We start from the raw sequence: 24552 nt of genomic DNA, 5'->3' as shown, positions 1-24552 counted from the left end.
CCGGCGGGCCTTCACGACAGCTCGATGGGTTCGCGTCCTGCCGCGATGCGCGTATCCAGCAGTTCGCCAGTGCGGGCCAGCACCGGATAGGCGGCGGCGGCCACCACGTGGGAATTCACCAGCTTCAGGTCGCGCACGATGTCGATGTGCAGGCCGCTGGCATCGGCGAGCGGGGCAAGGCCCTGACGCAGGCGGTCGAAATGCCGGCGCGCCGCCAGGGTCTCGCTGTCGCGGAAGGCGGTTTTCTCCAGCGCCAGCAGGCGCGCGGCGCGCGGGTCGGCGGTCATGAACAGGGAGGAAGCGAGGCGGATATTGGCCTTCAGCCGCGCCATGAGCTGGTCCAGCTCCGCCTGTTGCGCGGATGAAAAGGCGATGCCGCGCTTGAGACGCTTGCCGGCGTCGGTCATCAGGCGGCCGCACACCACGTCCGCCGCCTGCTCCATGTTGGCGGAGAAGGCGAGGATCTCCTCCACCCGGCGGCGGTCGGCGGGGTTCATGTCCTCCGGGTCCAGCATGGCGAGATAGGTGCGGATCTCCCGGTTCAGGCGGTCGGGAATGTCGTCGCGCCCGCGCGTTTCGGCGATGCGTCGGCGGTCGCCGGTGGCGAGCGCGCCGGCGGCCTCCTCCAGCATCTCCTCCAGCGCGTCGGCAAGGCGCAGCGCCTCGCGGGCGGCAGCGCCCAGCGCCAACACCGGCATATCGCGGTCGGTGGCGGCGAGATAGCGCGGCCGGGCGGGGTCGGCGGCATCCTCCCGGTCCGGATAGAGCCATTCGAGCGCCCGCGCGAATGGCTTCAGCAGGGGCAGGAAGATCAGCGCCGTGGCGAGGTTGAACAGGGTGTGGAAGTCCACCGCCACGCGGGCGGTGTCCGGCTGGAACTCGACCATCCAGCGGCCGAGGGGCTCGATGAACGCCAGCGCCACGGCGACGCCGAGGACGCGGTTGATGAGATTGCCCATAGGCAGGCGCCGCGCCGCCGCGTCGCTCCGGCCCATGGCCTCCACCATCGGCGCGATGGCACTGCCGAGGTTGGCGCCAAGCACCAAGGCGATGGCGGCATTGGGCGGCACCACGCCTTGGGCGGCAAGGGAAGCGGTGATGAGCACCACCGCCACCGAGGAATGCACCGCCCAGGTCAGCACCGCCGCCAGGAGCACATCCAGCAGCGGCACCGTGGCGACGGCGCCGAGCAGCATGCGGATCGAGGGGGCATCCTCCAGCGGCCGCAGCAGGTCCACGAGGTGGGAGAGCGCCAGCACCACGAGGCCGAGGCCGATCATCACCCGGCCGAGGTCGCGCATGCCGGTACCGGCACCGCGCCGGAACATGATGAGCCCGGCAAGGATCGCCACCGGCGCCACCGCCGAGACATCGAAGGACAGCACCTGAACGATGAGGGTGGTGCCGATATTGGCCCCTAACATCACCGCCAGCGCCGGCACCAGCGCGACGAGCCCCGCCGCCGTGAAGCCGGAGACCATGAGCGCCGTCGCCGTGCTGCTCTGAAGCAGGGTGGTCACGGCCGCCCCCGCCACGAAGCCCTGCAGCGGATGGCGCAGGGCGCGGCCCAGCACCACCTTCAGCCGCGGCCCCAGCGCCCGCATCACCCCGGTCTGCACCATGTGGATGCCCCACAGGAGCAGGGCGGCGAAGCCGGCCAGATCCAGCAGCGTGACGGAAAAGCTCATGGAAGAGCCCATGGCGAGACCTCCGTTGGCAACCTCCGTTGCGATTCTCGTGCGCTTCGCCTCGAGGCAAGCGTGGGAAGGCCCAAGAGTAGGCACCAATCATATTGCGCTGCAACATAATTGGTGGGGATGCGAGGATCGGAGCCCGCGCAGGGGCGATCCCGCCTCATGCGGTGCCGTATGGTAATTGCTTAAGGCTAAATGGCGTACAGGGTGGCGTTAGGACACCCCATCGTGTAGGTTAACCTGCAATAAAATAATCATATCTTCACCGTAGCAATGGCTTGAACTGAGGGCGTTGGGCTGGTTTGGTGACGACATCTGCATCATATTTTGGGACCCGGCTGCGTCCGTTGTTGCTTGCAGTCGTGGCTGTAATGCTTTCGGCTGCGCCTTCGCACGCGCAGAACGACGATTTCTTTGGTTCGATCGCGGCGTTGTTCAATCCGAATCCAACCTCGGGCCAAGCGCCCGTCATCGATGCCACGCCCTATACTTTGAACATCGAGGTCCAGGGCGGCGACAGCAGCCTCAAGACCGCCGTGACCCAGGCGTCCGGCCTTGAAAGCCTGAAGGATCGTCCGCCCTCCGGTGCCGCCGGCCTGGTGCGCCGCGCGCTCGCCGATTTCGAGCGCATCACCGCCGCGCTCTACGGGGAAGGCCGCTACGGCGCCACCATCCGCATCACCGTCGCCGGCCTGGCGCCCAATTCGCCCAACATCTTCGACGTGGTGGAGCGGGCTCGCAAGGCCGGTCCGGTGCCGGTGCGGGTGGATGTGGACCCCGGGCCCCCCTTCGTCTTCGGCGACATCCGCATTCTCGATGCCGCCACCCGCCGCCCGCTCTCCGACGGCCCCAGCCTGCGCGCCCTGGGCCTGGAGCCGGGCGAATCGGCGCGCGCCGATCGCGTGGTCCGCGCCGAGGCGGTGGTTGTGGATTTCTGGCGCGAGCGCGGCCACCCCTTCGCCCGCCTCACCGGCAAGGACGTGGTGGCCGACCACGCCACCCACCGGCTCAACGTCACGCTGTTGATCGAGACCGGGCCGGTCGCCACCTTCGGCACCTTCACCGTCTCCGGCGCCGATTTCCTGCCGCCCAACTTCATCGAGGAGCGGGTCGAGATTCCGCCCGGCACGCCCTATTCGCCGGACCGGCTCACCCGCTTGCGCAAGCGCCTTCTGACCATCCAGGCCATCGCCAGCGTTCGCATCCGCGAGGGCGAGCGGCTGGATGCCCAGGGCCGCCTGCCCATCTCTATCGAGGTGCGCCCGCGCGAGCCGCGCTACGTGGGCTTCTCGGCCAAGTATTCCAGCACCGACGGGTCGTCCATCAACGGCTTCTGGGGCCACCGCAACCTGTTCGGCGGCGGCGAGACATTGCGGCTCGACGCCTCCGTGTCATGGTTCGGCGGCGCCCCGGAGGCGGTGCCCAATGCCGACCCGTTCGGCTACAAGCTCGCCGCCAGCTTCGTGAAGCCGGGCATCTGGACCCCGCAGGACGACCTGATCCTCAACGCCGCGATCCTGCGCGAGGTGACCAACGCCTATGTGCGCGAGGGCGTCGTCGCGCTTCTCGCCGTGCGCCACCGCTTCGACGACCAACTGTCCATGCAGGTGGGCGTGGATTTCGAGGACGGGCAGGTGGAGGACACCACCGGTATCTACGATGCCCTGGTCACCGGTATCCCGGTCGACATCTTCTACGACACCACCGACAACGCGCTCGATCCCTCCCGCGGCATCCGCCTCAATGCCACGGTGGAGCCCTTCGCCTATCTCGGCGACAGCGGCGCCGGCCCGGTGATGCTGAAGGCCGCGCTCTCCGCCTATCACGCCTTTGACGACGACCGGCGCGTCATCATCGCCGGGCGGGTGGCCGCGGGCAGCCTCGTGGGGGTGTCAGACCTCTACAACGTGCCACCGCAGCGGCGCTTCTACGTGGGCGGCGGCGGCTCGGTGCGCGGCTACGACTACCAGTCGGCGAGCCCGCGCAACGCGTTCGGCCAGATCGTCGGCGGCCTGTCCTTCTTCGAGGCGTCAGCGGAGCTGCGCGTGCGCATCACCGACACCATCGGCATCGTGCCCTTCTTCGATATGGGCTCGGCCTTCGCCACCGAATATCCCGACTTCAGCGGCCTGAAATACGCGGCGGGCATCGGCCTGCGCTATTACACGCCCATCGGGCCGCTGCGGCTGGATTTCGCAGTGCCGCTCAATCCCGGCCCCGACGACGGGTCCTTCGGCGTCTACGTCAGCCTGGGGCAGGCCTTCTGATGGCAATCATGCGCACCATCGCCAAATGGACCGGCCTCGCGCTCGCGGGCGTGCTGGTGCTGCTCGCTCTGGCGTTCGGCGCCCTCCAGACCCCGCCGGGCAAGGCGCTCTTGGCCCGCGTGGGCTCTTCGCTTGCCTCTTCCAACGGGCTGAACGTCGACATCTCCGGCATCACCGGCTTCGTGCCCGCCAACATGGCGGTGGCGCGCATCGTGGTGTCCGATCCCAAGGGGCCGTTCGCCGAGGTGGAGAATGTGAGCCTCGACTGGAATCCCCTGTCGCTGCTCGTGGGTACGCTCGACATCAATTCCGCTGGCGCCGCCCGCGTCGCGCTTCAGCGCAAGCCCGAGCTGCCCCCGGCCCCGGCTGCGCCCCAGGCGGCGAGCAGCGGCGGCGGCTTCGCCCTGCCGGTGCGGGTCGGGCGCCTTTCGCTGGACGAGATCGTCATCGGCGAACCGGTGCTCGGTCATGCGGCCGTGCTGACGCTGGTAGCCACCGCCGAACTGCGCTCGCTGGACCGGGGCCTGTCCGGCGCCTTCAATCTCAAGCGGCGCGACCAGCCCGGCAGCCTCACCGGCCGGCTCGGCTATGTGCCGCAGACCGAGCATCTCGACCTCGACATCACCGCCGAGGAGCCGGCGGGCGGCCTCGTGGCGCGTGCCGCCGGCATCGCCGACCTGCCGGCCATCACGGCGACGCTCAAGGGCGTCGGCCCGCTGGATGCCTGGGACGGGCGTCTCAATGTTTCGGCCGGCACCTCCGCCAGGATCGACGGCTCAGCCCAGGTGCGCGCCACCGGAGCCGGGCGGCGCGTGAGCTTCACCGCCGAGGCCGACATTGCCCGGCTGCTTCCGGCCCAGATCGCCCCGCTGCTGGAGGGCGGCGTGGAACTCGCCGGCACCGCCACCATCGACAAGGCCCGCCGCATCGCCATTGAGACCGCCACCGCCCGCTCCGCAGGCTTCGGCGCCGGGGTGCATGGCACGGTGGATGCGAACGCCATGACCGCCGATCTCGTGTTCGGCCTCAAGGCCGGCGAGGCTGCGCGCTTTGCCGCGCTCGCACCGGGCGTGACCTGGAAGGCGGCGGCGGTGGACGGTACCCTGAAGGGCGCGTTCGCAGCCCCCGTCCTTGCCGCCCGCGCCACGGCGGAGGGCCTGAAGGGCGCCGGCTATGGCGCCGCGACCCTCGAAATCAACGTCGCCACCCTTCCCGATGCCCGCCAGAACCTGGCCTTCACCCTCGACGGCAAAGCGGACGGGCTCTCGGCCGATGATCCCAAGGTGGCGCAGGCCCTGGGGCGCACCGCCCGCTTCCGCGTGGCCGGGGCGCAACCCAAGGGGCGTGCGCCTTCCGTCACCGCTGCCACGGTGGAGCTTGCCGCCCTCACCAGCCGCTTCACCGGCAATGCGTCGGCGGAGAAGATCGCCGGCACGCTCAAGCTCGAAAAGCTGGATCTCGCCGCCTTCTCGCCCCTCGCCGGGCGGACGCTGGCCGGCACGGCGGCACTGGACGCCACAATCGATGCCAGCGGCGATCTCTCCCGCGTGGATACGAGCATCACCGGCGGCACCAGGGATGTGGCCACCGGCATCGCGGCGGTGGACGGCCTGTTCGGCGGCGCCACGACCCTTGCCGCCAAGCTGGCGCGGGACGGGCAGGACGCCATCCGCGTCGACCGCTTCAACCTCGCCTCTGACAGCCTGACGGTGACCGCCGACGGCACCATCTCCCGTGCCCGTGCCGACCTTGCGGCTAAGCTCGCGCTGGCGGATGTGGGCAAGCTCGATCCCCGCGTCTCCGGCGCGGTGACGGGCGAGGCGGCGTTCCGGGGCAGCCTGGACACTCTTGGCCTCACCGCGCGGCTGCTGATGCCCGCCGGCACCGCCATGAAGCAGAAGGTGGAGGGCCTGAGCCTCGCCGTGACGGCCTCCGACCTCACCGGCAATCCGGCGGCTGAGTTCACCCTCGACGGCCGGGTGGCCGGCAAGCCCGCCACCGGTTCGGGTGCTTTCGCCACGCTGGCCGATGGCGCGCGGCAGCTGAAAGACCTCGCCGTCGCTATCGGCTCGGTCTCGGCCAAGGGCGATGTGCGGCTCGATGCCAAGGGGCTTGCGGACGGGACTTTGGCCATCGCCGCCGGCGATCTCAATGATCTGTCGCCCCTCGCGCTCACCGAGCTGGCCGGGCGGCTGAATGCGGATGTGCGGCTGGACGCTACCGGCGGCCGCCAGCGCGTGGCGGTGAAGGCCGACGCCGCCAATGTCTCCGCCGCCGGGCAGAGCGTCGGCAGCGCCCGCATTGACGCCACCGTGGTGGATCCGGCCGGCGCGCCGGTGCTGGACGGCACGGTGCGGCTGCGCGCCGTGAATGCCGGAGGCATGGACATTTCGCAGGCCAACCTCACCGCCAATGGCGCGGCGGCGGGCAATGGCGCGGCGGGAACCAGCCTCAACCTCGATGCCGTGGTCAACGGAGCGACGCTGACCACGGCGGGCCTCCTGACCCCGCGCGACGGCACCATCGGCTTCCGCCTTGATCGCCTTTCTCTGGCGCGCAGCGGCACCAGCATCACCAATTCTGCGCCGGCGAATTTCCGCTGGTCCGGCGACACCCTCACCATCGACCGGCTGGCGCTGGCCACGCGCGGCGGCAGCGCCAGCGTGTCCGGTCGGGCGGGCTCTTCGCTGGCCCTCGACGTGACCCTCACCACCCTGCCGCTGGCGCTGGCGGACCTCGCCGCCCCCGGCCTCGGCCTGTCCGGCACGCTGTCGGGCTCCGCGCGGCTCGACGGGCCGGCGGCGGCGCCCACCGGCACCTATTCGCTCACCGTGGCGCGCGTCAGCACGCGGGACCTGTCCGCCAACGGCGTCGGCCCCCTCGATATCCGCGCCGATGGGAGGTTCGCGGACGGGCGGGTGAGCACGCGGGCGACCGTCACCGGGCGGTTCCTGTCGGATGTGACCCTCACCGGCTCGGCGCCCTTGGGCGCGGGAGACCTCGACCTTGCGATCCGGGGCGCGCTGGACCTGGGCCTTGCCAATCCCATGCTCGCCACCTCCGGCGCGCAGGTGCGCGGGCGCGCGGCCATCGATGCCACCGTGCGCGGCACCGCCGCAGCGCCCCGGGCGGGCGGCACGGTGCGCATCTCCGGCGCCCGCTTCGACGACGGCGTGAACGGGGTGAACCTCTCCAACATCGAGGGCGTGATCACCGGCACCGATCGCTCGGTGACGCTCTCCTCGCTCACAGCCCGCACGCCCAATGGCGGCGGCCTCTCGGCGCGTGGCACGGTGGCGCTGGAGCCGGCGCAGGGCTTTCCCGGCCGTATCGACGTGGATCTCACCAATGCCGGCCTCGTCAACAGCGACCTGATGCGCCTCGTGGCCGAGGGGCGTCTGGCGGTGGAGGGGGCGTTCGCCAACAATCCGCGCCTCACTGGCCGGATCGTGGTGCGCCATCTCGATGTGAACATTCCCGATCGCCTGCCCGGCGGCGGCGCGGCGCTGAACGTGCGTCACGTGAACGGCGGCCGCAACTGGAACGTGACCACCAACCGGCCGGGCGGCAAGGCCGGGGCCAACGCGCCGCGCCGGAGCAATGCCGGCATGCCGCTGGACCTCACGGTCTCGGCGCCGAACAACGTGTTCGTGCGCGGCATGGGGCTGGAAGCGGAACTCGGCGGTGACCTCAAGGTGGGCGGCACCACCGCCAGCCCGGCGACGCTGGGCGGCTTCGAGATGCGGCGCGGCACCTTCGATATTCTCGGCCGGCGGCTGAATTTCACCCGTGGCAAGATCACCTTCAACGGCACCACCGACCCGGACCTCGACTTCGTGGCGGAGACCACCGCCAACGACATCACCGCACAGATCCTGGTCACCGGGGCGGCCTCGCGTCCCGACGTCACGTTCAGCTCCACCCCCACCCTGCCGCAGGACGAGGTGCTCTCCCGCCTCATGTTCGGCCGCTCGGCCGGCTCGCTCACCGGTGCCCAGGCATTGCAGATCGCCCAGACCATCGCGCAATTCTCCGGCGGCGGCGGGGTGCTGGACAAGATGCGCCGCTCGCTGGGCGTGGACAGCCTGGACGTGGGCACCAATGCCGCCGGCACTGGCGGACAGGTGGGCATCGGCCGGCGTCTCAACGATCGCATGTATCTGGGCGTGCGGCAGGGCACCACGCCTGGCTCCAGCCAGGTCACGGTGGACATGGACATCACCAAGAACATCCGCCTTCAGGGCGCCACCGGCGCCGATGGCTCCGCCGAGGTGGGCATTGGCGCCCAGTGGGATTATTGAGCGGGCCCGAAAAAAAGGACGTGCGCGGCCCATGGCTGCGCTCAAGTTGAGCCATCGCCTTTAACCGGCCTGCAATGCAGACCATGATCGCAAGGCTCGCACTGCCATCCCGGCGGCCGGACTTCCCGGAAGCGGACATACCCGTACCCCCACGCCGCAACCATTCAGGGATCAAGTGGATCAGCCTGTCCCCGCCGCCAAAACCGTACCGCGCGACCCGCCGAAGGGCGCGGGGCGCCGCGACCTTGCGGCCGCCCTGTGGCGCCGCAAATGGCGCATCGCGGTCCTCGTGCTGGTGCTTTCCGGTGCGGGCTGGGGGCTGCTGCGCTGGCGCGCGGGGCCGGAGGTGGTGGTCTATCCGGTGGTGAAGGCCGAGCTGGTGCGCGCCGTGGTCGCCACCGGCCATGTGGAGACCCCCTATCGGGTGAGCATCGGCAGCCAGATCACCGGCACCGTCAAGGAGGTACTGGTGGAGGAGGGGCAGGCCGTGCGGCAGGGCCAGCCGCTCATCGCCCTCGACGGGACCGAACTTGACTCGGCGGTGGTGCAGGCCGAGGGCGCCGTGGCCCAGGCCGATGCCCGCATGCGGCAGCTGAGGGAATTGTCCCGGCCCGCCGCCGAGGAAGCGCAGAAGCAGGCCCGCGCCAATCTGGACAACGCCCGGACGGCCTTCGATCGCGCCGACAAGCTGGCGAAATCCGGCGCCGGCACCCAGGCCGCACTGGACGAGGCCACACGGGCGCTCAATGTGGCCCTGACTCTCTCGCGCACTGCCGAGCTTCAGGTCTACACCACCAGCCCCGGCGGCAGTGATTACGTCATCGCCGAGACCCAGCTCAGCCAGGCCAAGGCGAATCTGGCCACCGCCCATGCGCGGCTGGGCTATGCGACCATCACCGCGCCCCGCGATGGCGTGCTCATCACCCGCAGCGTGGAGCGCGGTACGGTGGTGCAGGCCGGCAAGACTCTGCTGGTGCTGGCCCCGGCCGGAGCCATCCAGCTTGTCGTGCAGATCGACGAGAAGAACCTGCGGCTGCTTCAGCCCGGCCAGGATGCCATTGCTTCCGCCGATGCCTATCCGGACCAGAGATTCCCCGCGCGCCTCACCTATATCAACCCCTCCGTGGACATCACCCGCGCCTCGGTGGAGGTGAAACTGACGGTGCCCGATCCGCCCGCCTATCTGCGGCAGGACATGACCGTCTCCGTGGACATTGCGGTGGATCGCCGGCCCGATGCCGTGGTGGTGCCCGCGCGCACCGTCCACGCCCCCGCCTCGGCGGCGCCCTTTGTGCTGGTGGTGCGGGAGGGGCGGGCGCGGGAGCAGAAGGTCCGCCTCGGCCTGTGGGCCGGCGATCAGGTGCAGGTGCTGGAGGGGCTCACCCCCGGCGAGGAGGTGTTGCCCGTGGCCTCGGGGGTGCGCGCCGGCCAGCGCATCCGGCCGGTGTTGCGATGAACCGCTGGCTGCCGTTCGAATGGATTGCCGCCCTGCGCTTCCTCGGCGAAGGCCGCATGCAGACCGCCTTCATCCTCGGCGGCATCACCATCGGCGTTGGGGTGATCGTGTTCATGTCGGCCATGCTGGCCGGGCTTCAGACCAATTTCATCAAACGGGTGCTGACCTCCCAGCCGCAGATCCAGCTTTCGCCGCTGGACGAGGTGGCGCGGCCGCTGCGCTTTGATCCGGGGGTGATCGAAGGCGCGCTGGTGCAGAAGCCCTCCCAGCGCATCCTCTCCATCGACCAGTGGCAGTCCATCGCGGTGGCCATGCGGGCGCGGCCGGACGTGGTGGTGGTGGCGCCCACGGCCTCCGGCTCCGCCCTCGCGGTGCGGGGCGATGCCAGCCGCTCCATCTCCATCACCGGGATGGAGCCCGAGCAGTATTTCCGGATCGTGCGCGTGCCCGACTATCTGGTGGCGGGGGAGACGCGGCTCGGCACCGACGACATTCTCATCGGCACCGAGCTGGCGAAGGACCTGGGCGCGGGCGTCGGCGACAAGCTGAACGTGACCACCGCCAACGGCAGCGGGCGGATCCTGACCATTACCGGCATCTTCGATTTCGGCAACAAGGGCGCCAACGAGCGCAATACCTATGTGGCCCTGCGCACCGCCCAGAGCCTGCTCAACCTCATCGGCGGCGCCACCACCATCGACATGACCGTGACCGACACCTATGCCGCCGACACCATCGCCCGCGACATCGCCGCCGTGGTGCCGGTGGAGGCGGACAGCTGGATCACCACCAATGCCCAGTTCTTCACGGCGGTGCGGGCGCAGCAGACCTCCAACACGCTGATCCGGCTGTTCGTGGGCATCTCGGTGGCGTTCGGCATTGCAGCCGTGCTGGTGGTGTCGGTGATCCAGCGTTCCAAGGACATCGGCATCCTGCGTGCCATGGGCGCTTCCCGGGGGCGGATATTGCGGATCTTCCTCATCCAGGGCGGGGTGCTCGGGCTGTTCGGCTCGGTGCTGGGGTCGGCGGCTGGCGCCGGGGCTCTGATCCTGTGGCATCACCTGTTGCGGCAGGTGGACGGATCGGAGCTGTTCCCGCTGATCCTGGAGCCCAGCCTGTTCGTGGCGGCGGCGCTGCTCGCCACCCTGACCGGCGTGGTCGCCGGCCTTGCCCCGGCGGTGCGCGCCGCCAGCATCGATCCGGTGGAGGCGATCCGTGGCTGACGTGCTGGCCCTCGAGGCGATCCGCAAATCCTACGCCATCGGCACGCCGGTGGAGACCGAGGTGCTGCACGGCATCGACCTCACCATAGGGGCCGGCGAGTTCGTGGCCCTCATCGGGCCGTCCGGCTCGGGCAAGAGCACCCTGCTCAACATCATCGGGCTGCTGGACAGCCCCACCTCCGGGCGGCTGCAGGTCAACGGGGAAGAGACCACGCGGCTCGACGATGCCGCGCGCACCCGGCTGCGCGGCCACGCCATCGGATTCGTGTTCCAGTATCACTACCTGATCTCGGCCTTTACGGCGGCCGAGAACGTGATGATGCCCATGCTGGTGGACCAGGGCCGGGCCGACCGGCGCATGGAGCAGCGGGCCGACGAATTGCTGGACCGGGTGGGCCTCAGCCGCTGGCGCAACAACCGGGCCACCAACATGTCCGGCGGCCAGCAGCAGCGCGTGGCCATCGCCCGGGCGCTGGCCATGGAGCCGGCTCTGGTGCTCGCCGACGAGCCCACCGGCAACCTCGACACCGCCTCCGCCGACAGCGTGTTCGCGCTGCTGCGTCGGATCAACGCCGAGCGCGGCACCACCTTTCTCGTGGTCACCCACAATATGGCCCTGGCCGAGCGCTGCGACCGCATCGTCGAGCTGGTGGACGGGCAGATCAACGCTGAGCGCCCCGGCCGTGCTGAGCCGGGAGCCGTTTCCAAGCTCTGATACCGGCCGGCGGCGGCGCTTGCCCCGATCAAGCCCATTCCCGCCGAACGCGATCGCGTCTTATCCTGAGGCAACGATAAGGAGGAGCGCCATGTCCGAGAATGCCGCGCTGCAAGCCCGCCGAACCAAGGCCATTCCCCGGGGCATCGCGACCGCCTATCCGGTCTTCGCGCAGAAGGCGGAGGGGTCGGAGGTCTGGGACGCCGACGGCACGCGCTACATCGATTTCGCCGGTGGCATCGCCGTCCTCAACACCGGCCACCGCCACCCCAAGGTTCTGGCGGCGGTGCGCGCGCAGCTCGATGCCTATACCCACACCGCGTTCCAGATCGTGCCCTACGAGCCCTATGTGGCGCTGTGCGAGAGACTGAACGCCATCGCCCCCTTCTCCGGCGCGGCGAAATCCATCCTGTTCTCCACCGGTGCCGAGGCGGTGGAGAATGCGGTGAAGATCGCCAAGGCCGCCACCGGCCGCACCGGCGTTGTCGCCTTTTCCGGCGGCTTCCACGGCCGTACGGCACTCACCATGGCGCTCACCGGCAAGGTGCTGCCCTACAAGAAGAAGTTTGGCATTTCCCCGCCCGGCATCTTCCATCTCCCGTTCCCCTGCGCCGACCATGGCGTGAGCGTCGCCGACACGCTCAAGGCGCTCGACTACCTGTTTCGCGCCGACATCGGCCCGCAGGACGTGGCGGCGATCATCATCGAGCCGGTGCAGGGCGAGGGCGGCTTCCTGCCGGCGCCCACCGAGCTGCTGGTGGCGCTGCGCCAGACCTGCGACGCGCACGGCATCGTGCTGATCGCCGACGAGGTGCAGACCGGCTTTGCCCGCACCGGCCGCATGTTCGGCATCGCGCATTCCGGGGTCGAGCCGGACCTCGTCACCGTGGCTAAGTCGCTGGCCGGCGGCTTTCCCCTCTCGGGGGTGATCGGCCGCGAGGCGATCATGGATGCGGCTGAGCCCGGTGGCCTTGGCGGCACCTATGCCGGAAATCCCATCGCCTGCGCCGCCGCCCTCGCCGTGCTGGACGTGATCGCCGAGGAGAGGCTGGTCGAGCGCGCCAACGTCATCGGCGCCCGCATCAAGGACGCTCTCGCCCGCGTGGCGCTGCGCAACGATGCGGTTGCCATCGGCTCGATCCGGGGACCCGGCGCCATGATCGCCTTCGACGTGGTGAAGAAGCGCGGTACCGTGGAGCCCGACGCCGATGCCGCCAAGCGCGTGACCCAGGCGGCGCTGGCGGACGGGCTGATCCTGATCACCTGCGGCGTCTACGGCAACACCATCCGCCTCCTGAACCCGCTGACCATCACCGACGCCCTCCTCGACGAGGGGCTCGGCAAGCTGGAGCGGGCACTGGTGGCAGGTGCCGCCTGAAGCAGGGGAACTTGATCAATCCGCGGAAGCGGGCGGGCACAGGAGGCCGGCCCGTTTCCTCGGCTGCCGCGGCGCGCGCCGCGGCTTGAAGCGGCGCTCTCAAGTAGCGCTTTAGGCGGCCTTGCAATGATCTGAGGCGAATGATCTGAGGCGAATGATCTGAGGCGGGGAGGCGAGGCTGGCCCCGGTTCACATCCCGCGCCGTGGCTGCCGGGCCTTATGCCCTGCCGGCGACCCTGGGCGTGCTGTGCGGGGTGAAAATGGCTCCCTGAGCAGGACTCGAACCTGCGACCATTCGATTAACAGTCGAACGCTCTACCAACTGAGCTATCAGGGACCGTGGGTCTTGCGACCGAGGCGGGCGATATAGCAACCGCTTGCCCGCTTGTGAAGTCGAAACGCGTATTTTCTGCGCCCGCATTGCCGCACCCGGTCCGCAAACCGGGTGCAAAGCCTTGTAAAATCAGGCGTGGAGGCGCGCGCCGTCGGCCTCGCCGAGATTGTCCACAGGGGCGTCGGCGCTGCCTTCGGCGCCCTCCTGCTGCTTCTGCTCGTGCGCGAACTGGGCGAAATAGAATCCGTAATAGCGGCCGCGCCGGGCGATCAGCTCGTCATGGGTGCCGTGTTCCACCACGCGGCCATGCTCCACCACGCAGATCTTGTGCGCGCGCACCACGGTCTGCAGGCGATGGGCGATGACGATGGTGGTGCGCTGGTGCTGCAGCTCGTTCAGCGCCCGCTGCACCAGGGCCTCCGATTCGGAATCGAGGGCGGCAGTGGCCTCGTCCAGCAGCAGGATGGGCGCGTTCTTCAGGAAGGCGCGGGCGATGGCGATGCGCTGGCGCTGGCCGCCGGAGAGCTGGGCGCCGTGCTCGCCCACCGGCGTGTCGTAGCCGTTCTCGAAGCCCATGATGAAGTCGTGGGCGTGGGCCGCGCGCGCCGCCGCGATGATCTCCTCATCCGTGGCGCCGGGACGGCCGAAGCCGATATTGTCCTTCACCGTGCCGGAGAAGAGGTACACGTCCTGGCTCACCAGGGCGACGTTGGCCCGCACCGACGAGCGCGTCACGCTGCGGGCATCGATGTCGTCGATGAGCACGGCGCCGCCCTGCGGATCATAGAAGCGCTCGATGAGGTTGATGATGGTGGTCTTGCCGCCACCCGACTGGCCCACCAGGGCCGTGGTCTGGCCCGGCTCGGCTACGAGGTCGAGGCCGCGGAGCACGCTTTCACCGGGGCGATAGCCGAACACCACCTCGCGGAACTCCACCCGGCCGCGGGGACGGGGCAGGGCCGGCACGCCGGGGGCGTCGCGGTCGGGGGAGGGGGCGTCGAGCAGCTCGAAGAGCATGCGCGCGCCCATGACGTGGCTCGCGAGGTCCACATGCATGCGGGCGAGGCGCTTGGCGGGCTCATAGGCGAGCAGCAGCGCGGTGAGCACCGAGAAGAACTGGCCGGGCGAGCGGCCCAGCTCGATCACGTTGTAGCCGGCGTATAGCACCACGCCGCCGATGGCGAGGCCCCCCAGCGTCTCCATGAGCGGGCTGGACTTGGCCTGGGTGCGCACGAGGCGGTTGGAATTGGCCTCCACGTCGTCGATGAACTTGTGGGTGCGCTCGCGCATCACCGGCTCAAGCGTATAGGCCTTCACCGTGCGCACGCCCTGGATCGCCTCCATGGCGATGGAGGAGAGCTGCACCCCGGAGCGGAAGCCGGAGGTGAAGAGGCTCTTGGTCTTCTTGATCAGCTTGCGGGTGCCGACCACGGCCGTGGGCATGACCACCAGGGCGATGACGGCCAGGAACGGGTCCTGCACGATGGCCACGGTCGCCAGCATGATCAGGGACAGGGCGTCGCGCCCGATGCTGGTGATGATGAGGTCAAGCGCGCCGCGCGCGCCGTTGGCGCCGGCCGAGAAGCGGCCGGTGATCTCGGCGGTGTGGTGCTTGGCGAAATAGCTGGCGTCCTGCAGCAGGATCTGGTCGAACGCCCGCTTCTGGTTGTCGGCGACGATGCGGTTGCCGACCCGCGCCATGGTGATGCTCTGGCCGTAGGCGGACGCGCCCTTGACGATGGACAGGAGCATGACCGCGCCGGACACCGCCCACACCGCCTGGGGCGTGGGGGCGACGAAGATGGCGTTCACCGCGTCCCGCATCAGATAGGCGAGCAGCGCGGTGCAGGCGCCCATGAGGCCCATGAACACGAAGGCCAGCGCATAGCCCTTCCAGTGGGTGCGGCCGTCCGAAAGGAGCAGGCGGCGCAGCACCGTGCTGGTCTCGTCCTTCGCGGCGCCCTGGCTCTGGCTCGGGGGGGCTTTTGAACTCATGCCTGTCTCCGGCGGCCAAAGGAGTGGGGCCGCATAAGGTTCATCAACCGCCGCCGCCTGCGCAAGTCAACGGTGTGTGGTATCTCGGTGTATCATCGATGGGGCGCGAAGGCGCGGAACCGCCGCTTCGGCGGCGTCTGTGGCCCGCAAGCCGCGCTCTTGCGCTGGCGGCGAAGCCTCGGGACCGACACGCTCGGGAATGGTCGGCGGAGAATGGAGGCCACGCCCGGAATCGAACCGGGGTGCACGGATTTGCAGTCCGCTGCGTAACCACTCCGCCACGTGGCCTCACGAAGGCGCGTTCTTAAGGTGTTACCGCGGCGGGCGCAAGCAGAGCCTTCAGCTTGTCCCCGGACCATTTATGCATCTCCTCCAGCTCCCGCAGCTCCCTCAGGACATCGCGGGCCACGTAGCGCATGGCGCGTCGCGACAGCGAACGGACAGGGGTGAGAAGTGTCGCCTCGATGATGGGGTGGACCAACGCCATTCTGCGGCGAACCTTGGGCTGCATGACCGCAACCACCTGCTGAACATCATCCCAGGCGCGCAGCAAGCGGTCCTTGTCTCCGCTTCGGGAGGCGGCGATGAACTCGCCGGTGAGCAGGCCGAGAAAGTGGGGTCCAATGGCGTCGCGGGTCGGAAAAAGTTCGATGCGCGGCTCGTCCGGGAAGATTTCTACCAGCTTGTGGAAATAGATCGCGCGTGAGCGCGCCATGCGCGGGCTGTAGGAGGTCGAGCCGGAATAGATGCGCCAGCGCGTCACGGCGACGTTGAGATAGAGGATGCCAACGCCGCGCGCGAACATCCGCACGAACAGGTCGTCGTCCTCGTAGCCGGACAGGCGCTCGTCGAACAGCCCGGCATCGATCATGGCCTGCTTCGACGCCAGCGTCGCCCCGGGCAGAATGAACATGTCGTGGCGCAGGCAGTCGCGGAGCGAGCGCTTGGGCTGGGGCGAGAGGTTCTCATCCAGGCAGCACTGCTGGATCAGCCGTCCCTTGCGGTCGATCTGATCAAGGTTGCCGTAGACCAGGCCGAGGCGGCGCACGTGGCCTTGCGTGAACGGCCGCTTGAGGATTTCCAGATGCTCCTCGTACCAGGCGTCGTCCTGATCGAGGAAGGCCACGTGGCTGCATGCGGTGTGCTGGATGGCGAGGTTGCGCGCCGATGATTGCCCACCATTGGGCTTGCGCAGCAGGGTGATGGGGTTGCTGAGCGCCATCTCCTCGACGATGGCGGGGCCGTCGTCGGTGGAGCCGTCATCCACCACGATGATCTCGTCCGCCGGCTCCGTCTGGCTCAGGACGCTTTCCAGCGCCTCGCGGATGAAGGGCGCCCCATTGTAAAGTGGGATGACCGCCGCAACGGTGACAGCATTGTTTCGCACGGGGGACCCACCCTCTGAACGTGTAACACGCGTACGTTGTATAGACGACACGGTACTGTGATAACATATGGCCAATTGTGGCCATATGCCGCAATGTAACCGATTTCATAAAGTTAATTGTTACCAATGGCTTCCAGCCAGACCGGCGACCGGGCGTTCGACGTTGTCAGCGTTGTCTTTTCCGCCACGGAACGCATGCCATGCGGTTTTGGCACGACTGCCATGCGTTAAAATGCAACCTAGGGTGATATTCGTTCGCATTTGTAACGGTTGGGACGCGGTGCCGGAAGCAGCCTTCCGCGCAAGACGCTGCGGCCGCTACGGCAGGTCGCGTTGCAGGGCCGGGGTGAAGCCGAAACAGAAGCCTATTTTACCTTAGGGGCGGCATGCGCGTGATGTCCTCGCCGCTGTGGAAACCGATGGCGAGGCGGAAGGAATGGGCCATCCGCTCGGCATGGGCGATGGCGGCCTGCGCAGCGTCCGGCGGCAGCACTTCCAGCGCCGTGGGACGGAACAAGGCGAGCCAGCGGGCAAACTGCGCGTCTCCGGCGTCCGATCCCAGCGCCAAATGGGGCGGCAGGGGGCGGCCCTCGTAGCGTCCGGACTTCAGCAGCACGGACGACCAGAAATCGCACATCTTGGCGAGATGCACGGGCCAGGCATCGGGGGCGATGCGGCCGGAAAAAATCGGCCCGAGCACCGGGTCCTTGTGCACGCGCTCATAGAACAGGTGGACCAGCCGGCGCACGGCTTCCTCGTCGAGGCCAGGGGCGGGCCCGGCCGAAGTCGGGGGAAGGGAAGCGTTCATCCTGCGGGTCTCTCCCTGCGTCTCACCGCGAAACTGGCCGTGCGTCTCGTCGCGCAACCCCCGGCGTGGTTTGGCGAGCTCGTCGCTGTCTTGCGATAGTCGCCTCCGCTACGTCGCGCGACGGGCGGTCGCGGGGCGCGGCCTTGCCCGACGCGTGGGCGCCGCAGGCGGCTTCGGGCCGGGGCAGGGGATCAACCTCCACCCGCTGCCGGCGCGGGACCATGCGACTTGCGGCCACATCGGCCCGCCCACGACGGCCTGGACCATATGGAGCGCCTTGCAAAAGGGGCGGCAATATGGCTCTTGAGCCGAGCGGCACAGGCGTTTCCGAACCTTATGGGGACGCCGGTCGCGCCAGCGCCCGATCCGGGCGGATCGCCTGGCGATCCGGTCGGCAGGAAGGTGTCCTCATCAAGAGTTTTGGCACGGAGCCGCCGCCCGGGATGTTTCGGCCGGGCCGGTCCGGGTCCGGGTTTGGCCGGAGACGCATCATGATCGATTTCGTCGAGCTTCGCCGCGGCATGGTGGACGGACAGGTCCGCACCAACAATGTCACCGATCCTCGCATCGTCGCCGCCATGCTGGAGATCCCGCGCGAAAAGTTCGTGCCGGCTCAGCTGAAGTCGCTCGCCTATATCGACGACGATCTGGCGCTCACCTCCGGCAATGCCCCGCGCTATCTCATCGAGCCGATGATTCTGGCGCGCCTCGTGCAGGTCGCCGACGTGCAGGAGCACGAGCACGTGCTCGACGTGGGCACAGGCACTGGTTATTCCGCCGCCGTTCTGTCGCGTCTCGCGCAGCAGGTGGTTGCCGTGGAGGAGGACGCTGGCCTTGCCGCGACCGCGACGGCCACCCTCGCCGAACTGGGCGTCGCGAACGTGGCGGTGATGCAGGGGCCGCTGAACGCCGGCTGGGCCGCGGAGGCACCCTACGACCTCATTCTCATCAACGGAGCCGTCGACGAAGTGCCGGCCAGCCTCTTCGCCCAGGTGAAGGAAGGCGGCCGAGTCGTCGCCGTGGTGGGCCACGGGGGCGCCGGGCAGGCCCAGGTGTTCACCAAGGTCGCGGGCGCCATGAGTGAGCGGGTGGCCTTTAACGCCGCCGTGCCGGCGCTGCCGGGTTTCAAAGCCGCGCCGCGCTTCGTTTTCTGAAGCACCTGTGGCGCGTTTGCCGCGCTGCCCCGAAAACGTCCGCTACATCGAACCGATCGGTTCCCGATCGCGAGCGGTGCAGATATCTTTCGAACAAGTTACCGCGCGGCAGAGTCGCTGCAGCACGTCTGCACGCCGCGTCGGACCGGGAGATTGGGATGTCGGTTGCGAGACTCTTTCGCCGAAACGGATATGCATTTTTGGCGGGGGCCAGCATCATCGCGCTCGGCATGGGGAGCGCATCCGGCCAATCCCTGGATGCCGCTCTCGCCATGGCCTATGTGAACAATCCCACGCTGAATTCGCAGCGGGCGGGAACGCGGGCGGTGGACGAGAAGGTGCCGCAGGCTCTCTCGGGCTATCGGCCGACCCTCGGCGCCAGCGCATCGGCCGGGCCGGAAGCCTACCGGTATCAGTCGACTGGATCCCCGACGGCCAGCGGCAGCGCCTGGCCGCGCCAGTTCGCCCTGACAGCGGCCTATACGCTGTTCAACGGCTTCACCACCGCCAACCAGACCCGCACGGCCGAATCACAGGTGCGCGGCTCGCGCGAGACGCTCCGCAACACCGAGCAATCGGTGCTGCTGAACGGTGTGACGGCCTATATGAACGTCATCCAGGCCATCGCCCTGCTGGACCTTCAGCGCCAGAGCCTCGCCGCCTTCGAGCAGGAATTGCGGGCTACCCGTGACCGCTTCAACGTGGGCGAGGTGACGCGCACCGACGTGGCCCAGGCCGAGGCGCGCGTGGCGGACGCCCAGTATCAGGTGAGCCAGGCCGTCGCGAACCTCTCCTCGGCCCGGGCGGTGTACCGGCAGGTCATCGGTGTCGAGCCGGGCAAGCTGTTCACGCCCCGCTCCATCGAAGGCATGCTGCCTCCCAAGGTGGATCGGGTGATCGCGAACGGGCTGAGCCAGCATCCCGCCATCAAGGCCTCGGAGTTCGCCGTGGATGCGGCGGTGTTCCAGGTGAAGGTCGCCGAAGGCGCGCTGCTGCCGAACCTGAGCCTTCAGGGCCAGGTCTCGCAGGCCTATGATTCGAATATCGGCGTCGAGCGCGTCGGCACCGCTGCGGCGACCCTCAACCTGTCCGTGCCGATCTACCAGGGCGGCATCGAGTACGCGAACATCCGCCAGGCGAAGGAGCTGCTGTCGCAGGCGCGCATCGACGTGGACGTGAACCGCGACGCCATCCGCGCCCAGGCCGTGCAGTATTGGGGCGCACTGGAGGCGGCGAAGGTCCAGATCCAGGCGGCACAGGCCTCGGTTGCCGCCAACACGCTGGCGCTGGAAGGCGTGCGCGAGGAATGGCGCGTGGGCCAGCGCACCACCACCGACGTGTTGAATGCCCAGCGTGACCTGACCAACTCCCAGTCGGCCCTCGTGGTGGCGCAGCGCGACCGGGTGGTGGCGGCCTATTCGCTGGTCTCCATCATCGGCAAGCTCGATGCGATTTCGCTGGGCTTGAAGGTGGACGTCTACAACCCGCAGGTGCACTACAATCAGGTGCGCGACAGCTGGGCCGGCGTTCGCACGCCCGACGGAAAATAGCCCTCAAAATAACGCTGCATTCGGGTGTGCAAGGCTCTTTTGCAGCCCGGTGCCAGGGTGAATACTTGCCTTCGCGTTTGGCGATTCTCGCCCGCCGGTGCGGCTGCACGCATGGGTGCGCCGGGACGCTTTCGGCCGAGGTCGAACATGGCTGCGATCCCAAAGGTGCAAGAGCCGTCAATGGAAGACATCCTCGCCTCCATCCGTCGTATCATGGCGGATGATGATGCTCCGCCCGCTGCTGCGCGCCCGGCGTCCGAGCGGGCGGCCCGGCCGGGCCCGGCGGAACGCCGTGCGCCCGATGCCCCGGAACCCGATCCCGATGCGGCCGAGCGTCCGGCCCGCCGCGTCGAACCCCGCGTTTACGACCCACGCGAGGCGGGGCGCCGCGAAGTCCCCTCCCGGCCCGCGTCCGCCGACGGGCAGATGCGCGCCCGCGCCCGCATCGACCTTGAGGAGCTGAGTGAGCATTTGACCTCCGAGACCCAGGCCATCGATCCCTCCGAAGCCGATCCGCACGACATCCCGCACGACGCCAACGGGCATCCGGCCCATGGTCCGGCCATGAACGGGCAGTCGCCGGCGGAGCCGTCGGGCCGCGAGCGGGGCCGGGCGTTCGCGCCGGAGGCCGCGCCGCGCGTGGTCCGCGATTTCGAGCGGCGGGCCGCACCCCCCTCCGAGCCGGAGCGCTTCGAGGCGCCTGCCGCCCCCCGCGCTCCCCGGCTTGGCGAGCGCCCGGCCCCCGAGCTGCGCTCTGGTCCCCGCGGTGAGGCAAGCTCACGGGGTGAGGACCGCGCGCCGCAGATGGCGCGGCGTGCCGCCCCGCCCGTTGCCGAGGAGCCCGCCGCCATGGATGCCGACACCGACCTGCGTGGGGACGCGGTGCGCCGCCGCGATCTGCTGTCGCCCAACGTGGACGATGTGGTGGCTGCGGCCTTCCAGTCGCTGGGCGATCTGCTGCTGCCACAGAAGCAGCGCACCATCGAGGATCTGGTGAAGGAGATCCTGCGGCCGATGCTGAAGGATTGGCTGGACCAGAATCTCCCCTCCATCGTGGAGCGCCTGGTGCGGGCCGAGATCGAGCGGGTGGCGCGCCGCCCGCGCTGACGTTGATTTTGCATTTCCGGTTTCAAGCCGCCGATCGCGCCCGCTGATCGGCGGCTTTTTCCGTTGTGCCGGGTCCGGACGGGCGCCGCGTGGTGGGGCACCGCTCCGCGTAGTTGACGCCGGCCTGCCGGAACGGCTTTAACGCCCGCAGACCTGTCCCGACCGTTGCGGAGGCATGGCCGGCCGCGACGTGCGTCCCTGCACTGCGCCCGGCACCATCCGCGGAGCCCGTTTCATGCTGGAAAAAGTCTTCGATCCCGCCGCCGTGGAAGAGCGCATCGCCGCCCAGTGGGAAGAGGCCGGCGCGTTCCGGTGCGGCCGTCCCGAGCGCAAGGACGCCGAAGGCTTCTCCATCGTCATCCCGCCGCCGAACGTCACCGGCTCCCTGCACATGGGCCACGCGCTCAACAACACGCTTCAGGACGTGCTGGCCCGCTTCGAGCGCATGCGCGGCAAGGACGTGCTGTGGCAGCCGGGCACCGACCATGCGGGCATCGCCACCCAGATGGTGGTGGAGCGCCAGCTCGCGGCCCAGAAACTGCCGGGCCGGCGCGACATGGGCCGCGTCGCCTTCGTGGAGAAGGTGTGGGCGTGGAAGGCCGAATCGGGCGGCACCATCGTCAATCAGCTGAAGAAGCTCGGCGCCTCCTGCGACTGGTCGCGCGAGCGCTTCACCATGGACGAGGGCCTGAGCCGCGCCGTGCTGAAGGTGTTCGTGCAGCTCTATCGCGAGGGGCTGATCTACAAGGACAAGCGCCTCGTGAACTGGGACCCCAAGTTCCAGTCCGCCATTTCCGATCTCGAAGTGCTGCCGGTGGAGGTGAAGGGCAACCTCTGGCACCTGCGCTATCCCATCGAGGGCGAGAAGGACCGCTTCATCACGGTGGCCACCACCCGACCCGAGACCATGCTGGGCGACACGGCCGTTGCCGTGCACCCCGAGGATGAGCGCTACCGCGACCTCATCGGCAAATTTGTGATCCTGCCGCTGGTGGGCCGGCGCATCCCCATCGTCGCCGACGAATATTCCGATCCCGAGAAGGGCTCGGGCGCGGTGAAGATCACCCCGGCGCACGATTTCAACGACTTCGAGGTGGGCAAGCGCCATGGCCTGCCCATGATCAACGTGCTGGACGGCGAAGCACGCATCGACCCGCAGGGCATCCTCGACGATTATGCCGAGCGCCCCGAGGCCTATGTGGATGCGCCCGACGCCGCCGGCCAGCTCTCCCACCTGAAGGGCCAGGACCGCTTCGCCGCGCGCAAGCAGATCGTGGAGCTTCTGACCGGCCTCGAGCTGCTGGAGCAGATCGAGCCGCACACCCACATGGTGCCCCACGGCGACCGCTCCAACGTGGTCATCGAGCCCTGGCTCACCGACCAGTGGTATGTGGACGCCAAGACCCTGGCCCAGCCGGCGCTGGCGGCGGTGCGGGAGGGGCGCACCAGCTTCGTGCCGAAGAACTGGGAGAAGACCTATTTCGAGTGGCTGGAGAATATCCAGCCCTGGTGCATCTCCCGCCAGCTGTGGTGGGGTCACCAGATCCCGGCCTGGTACGACCCCTTCGGCAATGTCTTCGTGGCCGAGGACGAGGACCAGGCCTTCGAGCAGGCGCTCGCCCACAATGTGGGCAACGAGACGCTCTCGCCCGAGGACGCCCAGGCGCTGATCGACGACGCCGACAAGCGCGCCGGCTTCCTCACCCGCGATGAGGACGTGCTCGACACCTGGTTCTCCTCGGCCCTGTGGCCGTTCTCCACCATGGGCTGGCCGGACGAGACGGCCGAACTGAAGAAGTTCTACCCCACCAGCGTGCTGGTGACGGGCTTCGACATCATCTTCTTCTGGGTGGCCCGGATGATGATGATGGGCCTGCACTTCATGGATGGCGAAGTGCCGTTCAAGGATGTCTACATCCACGCCCTCGTCCGCGACGAGAAGGGGGCGAAGATGTCGAAGTCCAAGGGCAACGTCATCGACCCGCTGGACCTCGTGGAGAAATACGGCGCCGACGCCCTGCGCTTCACCCTCGCGGCCATGGCGGCGCAGGGGCGCGACATCAAGCTCGCCACCGGTCGCGTGGAGGGCTACCGCAACTTCGCAACCAAGCTCTGGAATGCGGTGCGCTTCGCCCAGATGAACGGCTGCGCGCGGGTGGAGGGCTTCGACCCGGCCAAGGTGGAGGGCACCATCAACCGCTGGATCATCGGCGAGGCCGCCCGCGCCTCCGCCGAGGTGTCCGAGGCGATCCTGGCCTATCGCTTCAACGAGGCGGCCGCCGCCATCTACCGCTTCCTTTGGAACGTGGTGTGCGATTGGCACCTGGAGCTGGCCAAGCCCCTGCTCTCCGGTCCCGACGGCCCGGCCAAGGACGAGACGCGGGCGGCAACGGCCTATGTGCTGGATGTGGCCATGGCGCTGCTGCACCCCTTCATGCCGTTCCTGACCGAGGAGCTGTGGGCCGAGACCGGCAAGGACGGCCCCGCCCGCACCAGCCTGCTGGCCCTCGCCCCCTGGCCCGATCTTTCAGGCCTTGAGGCGCCCGATGCCGAGGCGGAAGTGGGCTGGGTGGTGGACCTCATCACCGAGATCCGCTCGGTGCGCGCGGAGATGAACGTGCCGGCCGGCGCGCAGGTGCCGCTGGTGCTGGTTGAGCCGGGCGCGGAGACCACGGCGCGTGCCGCCGCGTGGGACGACGCCATCCGCCGCCTCGCCCGCCTCTCCGGCGTGACGGTGGCCGATACCGTTCCGGGCGAGTCGGTGCAGATGGTGGTGCGCGGCGAGGTGGCCGCCCTGCCGCTGGCCGGCGTGGTGGACCTTGCCGCCGAACTCGGCCGCTTGCGCAAGGAAGAAGGCAAGCTGGACCAGGAGGTGGCCCGCATCGACGCCAAGCTCGGCAACGAGAGCTTCGTCGCCCGCGCGCCGGAAGAGGTGGTGGAGGCCGAGCGCGAGAAGCGCGAGGAATATCTCAACCGCAAGGCCAAGGTCCGCGCCGCCATCACCCAGCTTTCGGGCGGGGCGGCCTGAGAACACATTCCGACGGGGGCCCGGCCCCCGTCGCTCAAGGGGTTGGCCATGGAATGTTGCTCCTTTGCCACGCTCCAGCGCCTCCGCATCGTCCGATACAGTGTTCGTGCCAAGGAAAGCGGCGGCTTTCGATCTCAATATTGTGACGGCGAAGA

The 24552-nt window shown here is 68.8% G+C and carries 14 protein-coding genes and 2 tRNA genes; 10 read left to right on the top strand and 6 right to left on the bottom strand.

Going from position 1 to position 24552, the window contains the following annotated elements; all coding sequences use genetic code 11:
• Positions 1-11 precede the first annotated feature (11 nt).
• Positions 12-1700 (bottom strand): Na/Pi cotransporter family protein, encoded by a 1689-nt coding sequence (locus tag FBQ73_RS06660; RefSeq protein ID WP_138398691.1) that lies wholly within the window; start codon positions 1698-1700, stop codon positions 12-14.
• A gap of 425 nt (positions 1701-2125) precedes the next feature.
• Between FBQ73_RS06660 and FBQ73_RS06655 the strand changes: the two genes are divergently transcribed.
• From FBQ73_RS06655 to gabT, 6 genes are all read left to right on the top strand, one after another.
• Complete coding sequence (locus FBQ73_RS06655; RefSeq protein ID WP_246089599.1) at positions 2126-3961, top strand: autotransporter assembly complex protein TamA; 1836 nt, start codon at positions 2126-2128, stop codon at positions 3959-3961.
• Complete coding sequence (locus FBQ73_RS06650) at positions 3961-8262, top strand: translocation/assembly module TamB domain-containing protein (RefSeq protein WP_138398689.1); 4302 nt, start codon at positions 3961-3963, stop codon at positions 8260-8262. Before FBQ73_RS06655 ends, FBQ73_RS06650 begins: the two co-directional genes overlap by 1 nt.
• Positions 8263-8437: 175 nt before the next feature.
• Positions 8438-9718 carry an efflux RND transporter periplasmic adaptor subunit gene (locus FBQ73_RS06645; RefSeq protein WP_138398688.1) on the top strand — a complete coding sequence of 427 codons (1281 nt, stop codon included), beginning with the start codon at positions 8438-8440 and terminating at the stop codon, positions 9716-9718.
• Positions 9715-10941, top strand: a complete 1227-nt coding sequence (locus FBQ73_RS06640; RefSeq protein WP_138398687.1) for an ABC transporter permease — start codon at positions 9715-9717, stop codon at positions 10939-10941. The genes FBQ73_RS06645 and FBQ73_RS06640 overlap by 4 nt, the downstream gene beginning before the upstream one ends.
• Complete coding sequence (locus FBQ73_RS06635) at positions 10934-11656, top strand: ABC transporter ATP-binding protein (RefSeq protein WP_138398686.1); 723 nt, start codon at positions 10934-10936, stop codon at positions 11654-11656. Before FBQ73_RS06640 ends, FBQ73_RS06635 begins: the two co-directional genes overlap by 8 nt.
• A gap of 91 nt (positions 11657-11747) precedes the next feature.
• On the top strand, positions 11748-13034 hold the full coding sequence (gene gabT, locus FBQ73_RS06630; RefSeq protein ID WP_138398685.1) for a 4-aminobutyrate--2-oxoglutarate transaminase: 1287 nt from the start codon (positions 11748-11750) through the stop codon (positions 13032-13034).
• Between the two features lie 261 nt (positions 13035-13295).
• On the opposite strand, the gene FBQ73_RS06625 is transcribed toward gabT, so the two are convergent.
• The 5 genes from FBQ73_RS06625 to FBQ73_RS06605 all read right to left on the bottom strand — a co-directional run bounded on the left by FBQ73_RS06625 (position 13296) and on the right by FBQ73_RS06605 (position 17558).
• A tRNA-Asn gene (locus tag FBQ73_RS06625) sits at positions 13296-13371 on the bottom strand.
• A gap of 126 nt (positions 13372-13497) precedes the next feature.
• Positions 13498-15363: an ABC transporter ATP-binding protein gene (locus FBQ73_RS06620; RefSeq protein ID WP_138398684.1), complete on the bottom strand. Its 1866-nt coding sequence runs from the start codon at positions 15361-15363 to the stop codon at positions 13498-13500.
• A 214-nt stretch (positions 15364-15577) separates the two neighbouring features.
• A tRNA-Cys gene (locus FBQ73_RS06615) sits at positions 15578-15651 on the bottom strand.
• 16 nt (positions 15652-15667) lie between these two features.
• Positions 15668-16750 carry a glycosyltransferase family 2 protein gene (locus FBQ73_RS06610; RefSeq protein WP_170218766.1) on the bottom strand — a complete coding sequence of 361 codons (1083 nt, stop codon included), beginning with the start codon at positions 16748-16750 and terminating at the stop codon, positions 15668-15670.
• A gap of 370 nt (positions 16751-17120) precedes the next feature.
• Entirely contained in the window at positions 17121-17558 is a 438-nt protein-coding gene (locus tag FBQ73_RS06605) for a group III truncated hemoglobin (protein WP_138398682.1), read from the bottom strand.
• 491 nt (positions 17559-18049) lie between these two features.
• Here FBQ73_RS06605 and FBQ73_RS06600 point away from each other — a divergent pair, with 491 nt between their 5' ends.
• The 4 genes from FBQ73_RS06600 to FBQ73_RS06585 all read left to right on the top strand — a co-directional run bounded on the left by FBQ73_RS06600 (position 18050) and on the right by FBQ73_RS06585 (position 24397).
• Positions 18050-18712 carry a protein-L-isoaspartate O-methyltransferase family protein gene (locus FBQ73_RS06600; protein WP_138398681.1) on the top strand — a complete coding sequence of 221 codons (663 nt, stop codon included), beginning with the start codon at positions 18050-18052 and terminating at the stop codon, positions 18710-18712.
• 200 nt (positions 18713-18912) lie between these two features.
• Complete coding sequence (locus FBQ73_RS06595; protein WP_246089598.1) at positions 18913-20262, top strand: TolC family outer membrane protein; 1350 nt, start codon at positions 18913-18915, stop codon at positions 20260-20262.
• 180 nt (positions 20263-20442) lie between these two features.
• Complete coding sequence (locus FBQ73_RS23355; protein ID WP_210236683.1) at positions 20443-21369, top strand: PopZ family protein; 927 nt, start codon at positions 20443-20445, stop codon at positions 21367-21369.
• 235 nt (positions 21370-21604) lie between these two features.
• Positions 21605-24397 (top strand): valine--tRNA ligase, encoded by a 2793-nt coding sequence (locus tag FBQ73_RS06585; protein ID WP_138398678.1) that lies wholly within the window; start codon positions 21605-21607, stop codon positions 24395-24397.
• The last annotated feature ends 155 nt before the right edge of the window (positions 24398-24552 follow it).

The sequence above is a fragment of the Xanthobacter autotrophicus genome (assembly GCF_005871085.1).
GTDB classification, from domain to species: domain Bacteria; phylum Pseudomonadota; class Alphaproteobacteria; order Rhizobiales; family Xanthobacteraceae; genus Xanthobacter; species Xanthobacter autotrophicus.
Note: the sequence above shows the minus strand (reverse complement) of the source record. Positions and strands in the feature narration are given on the sequence as shown.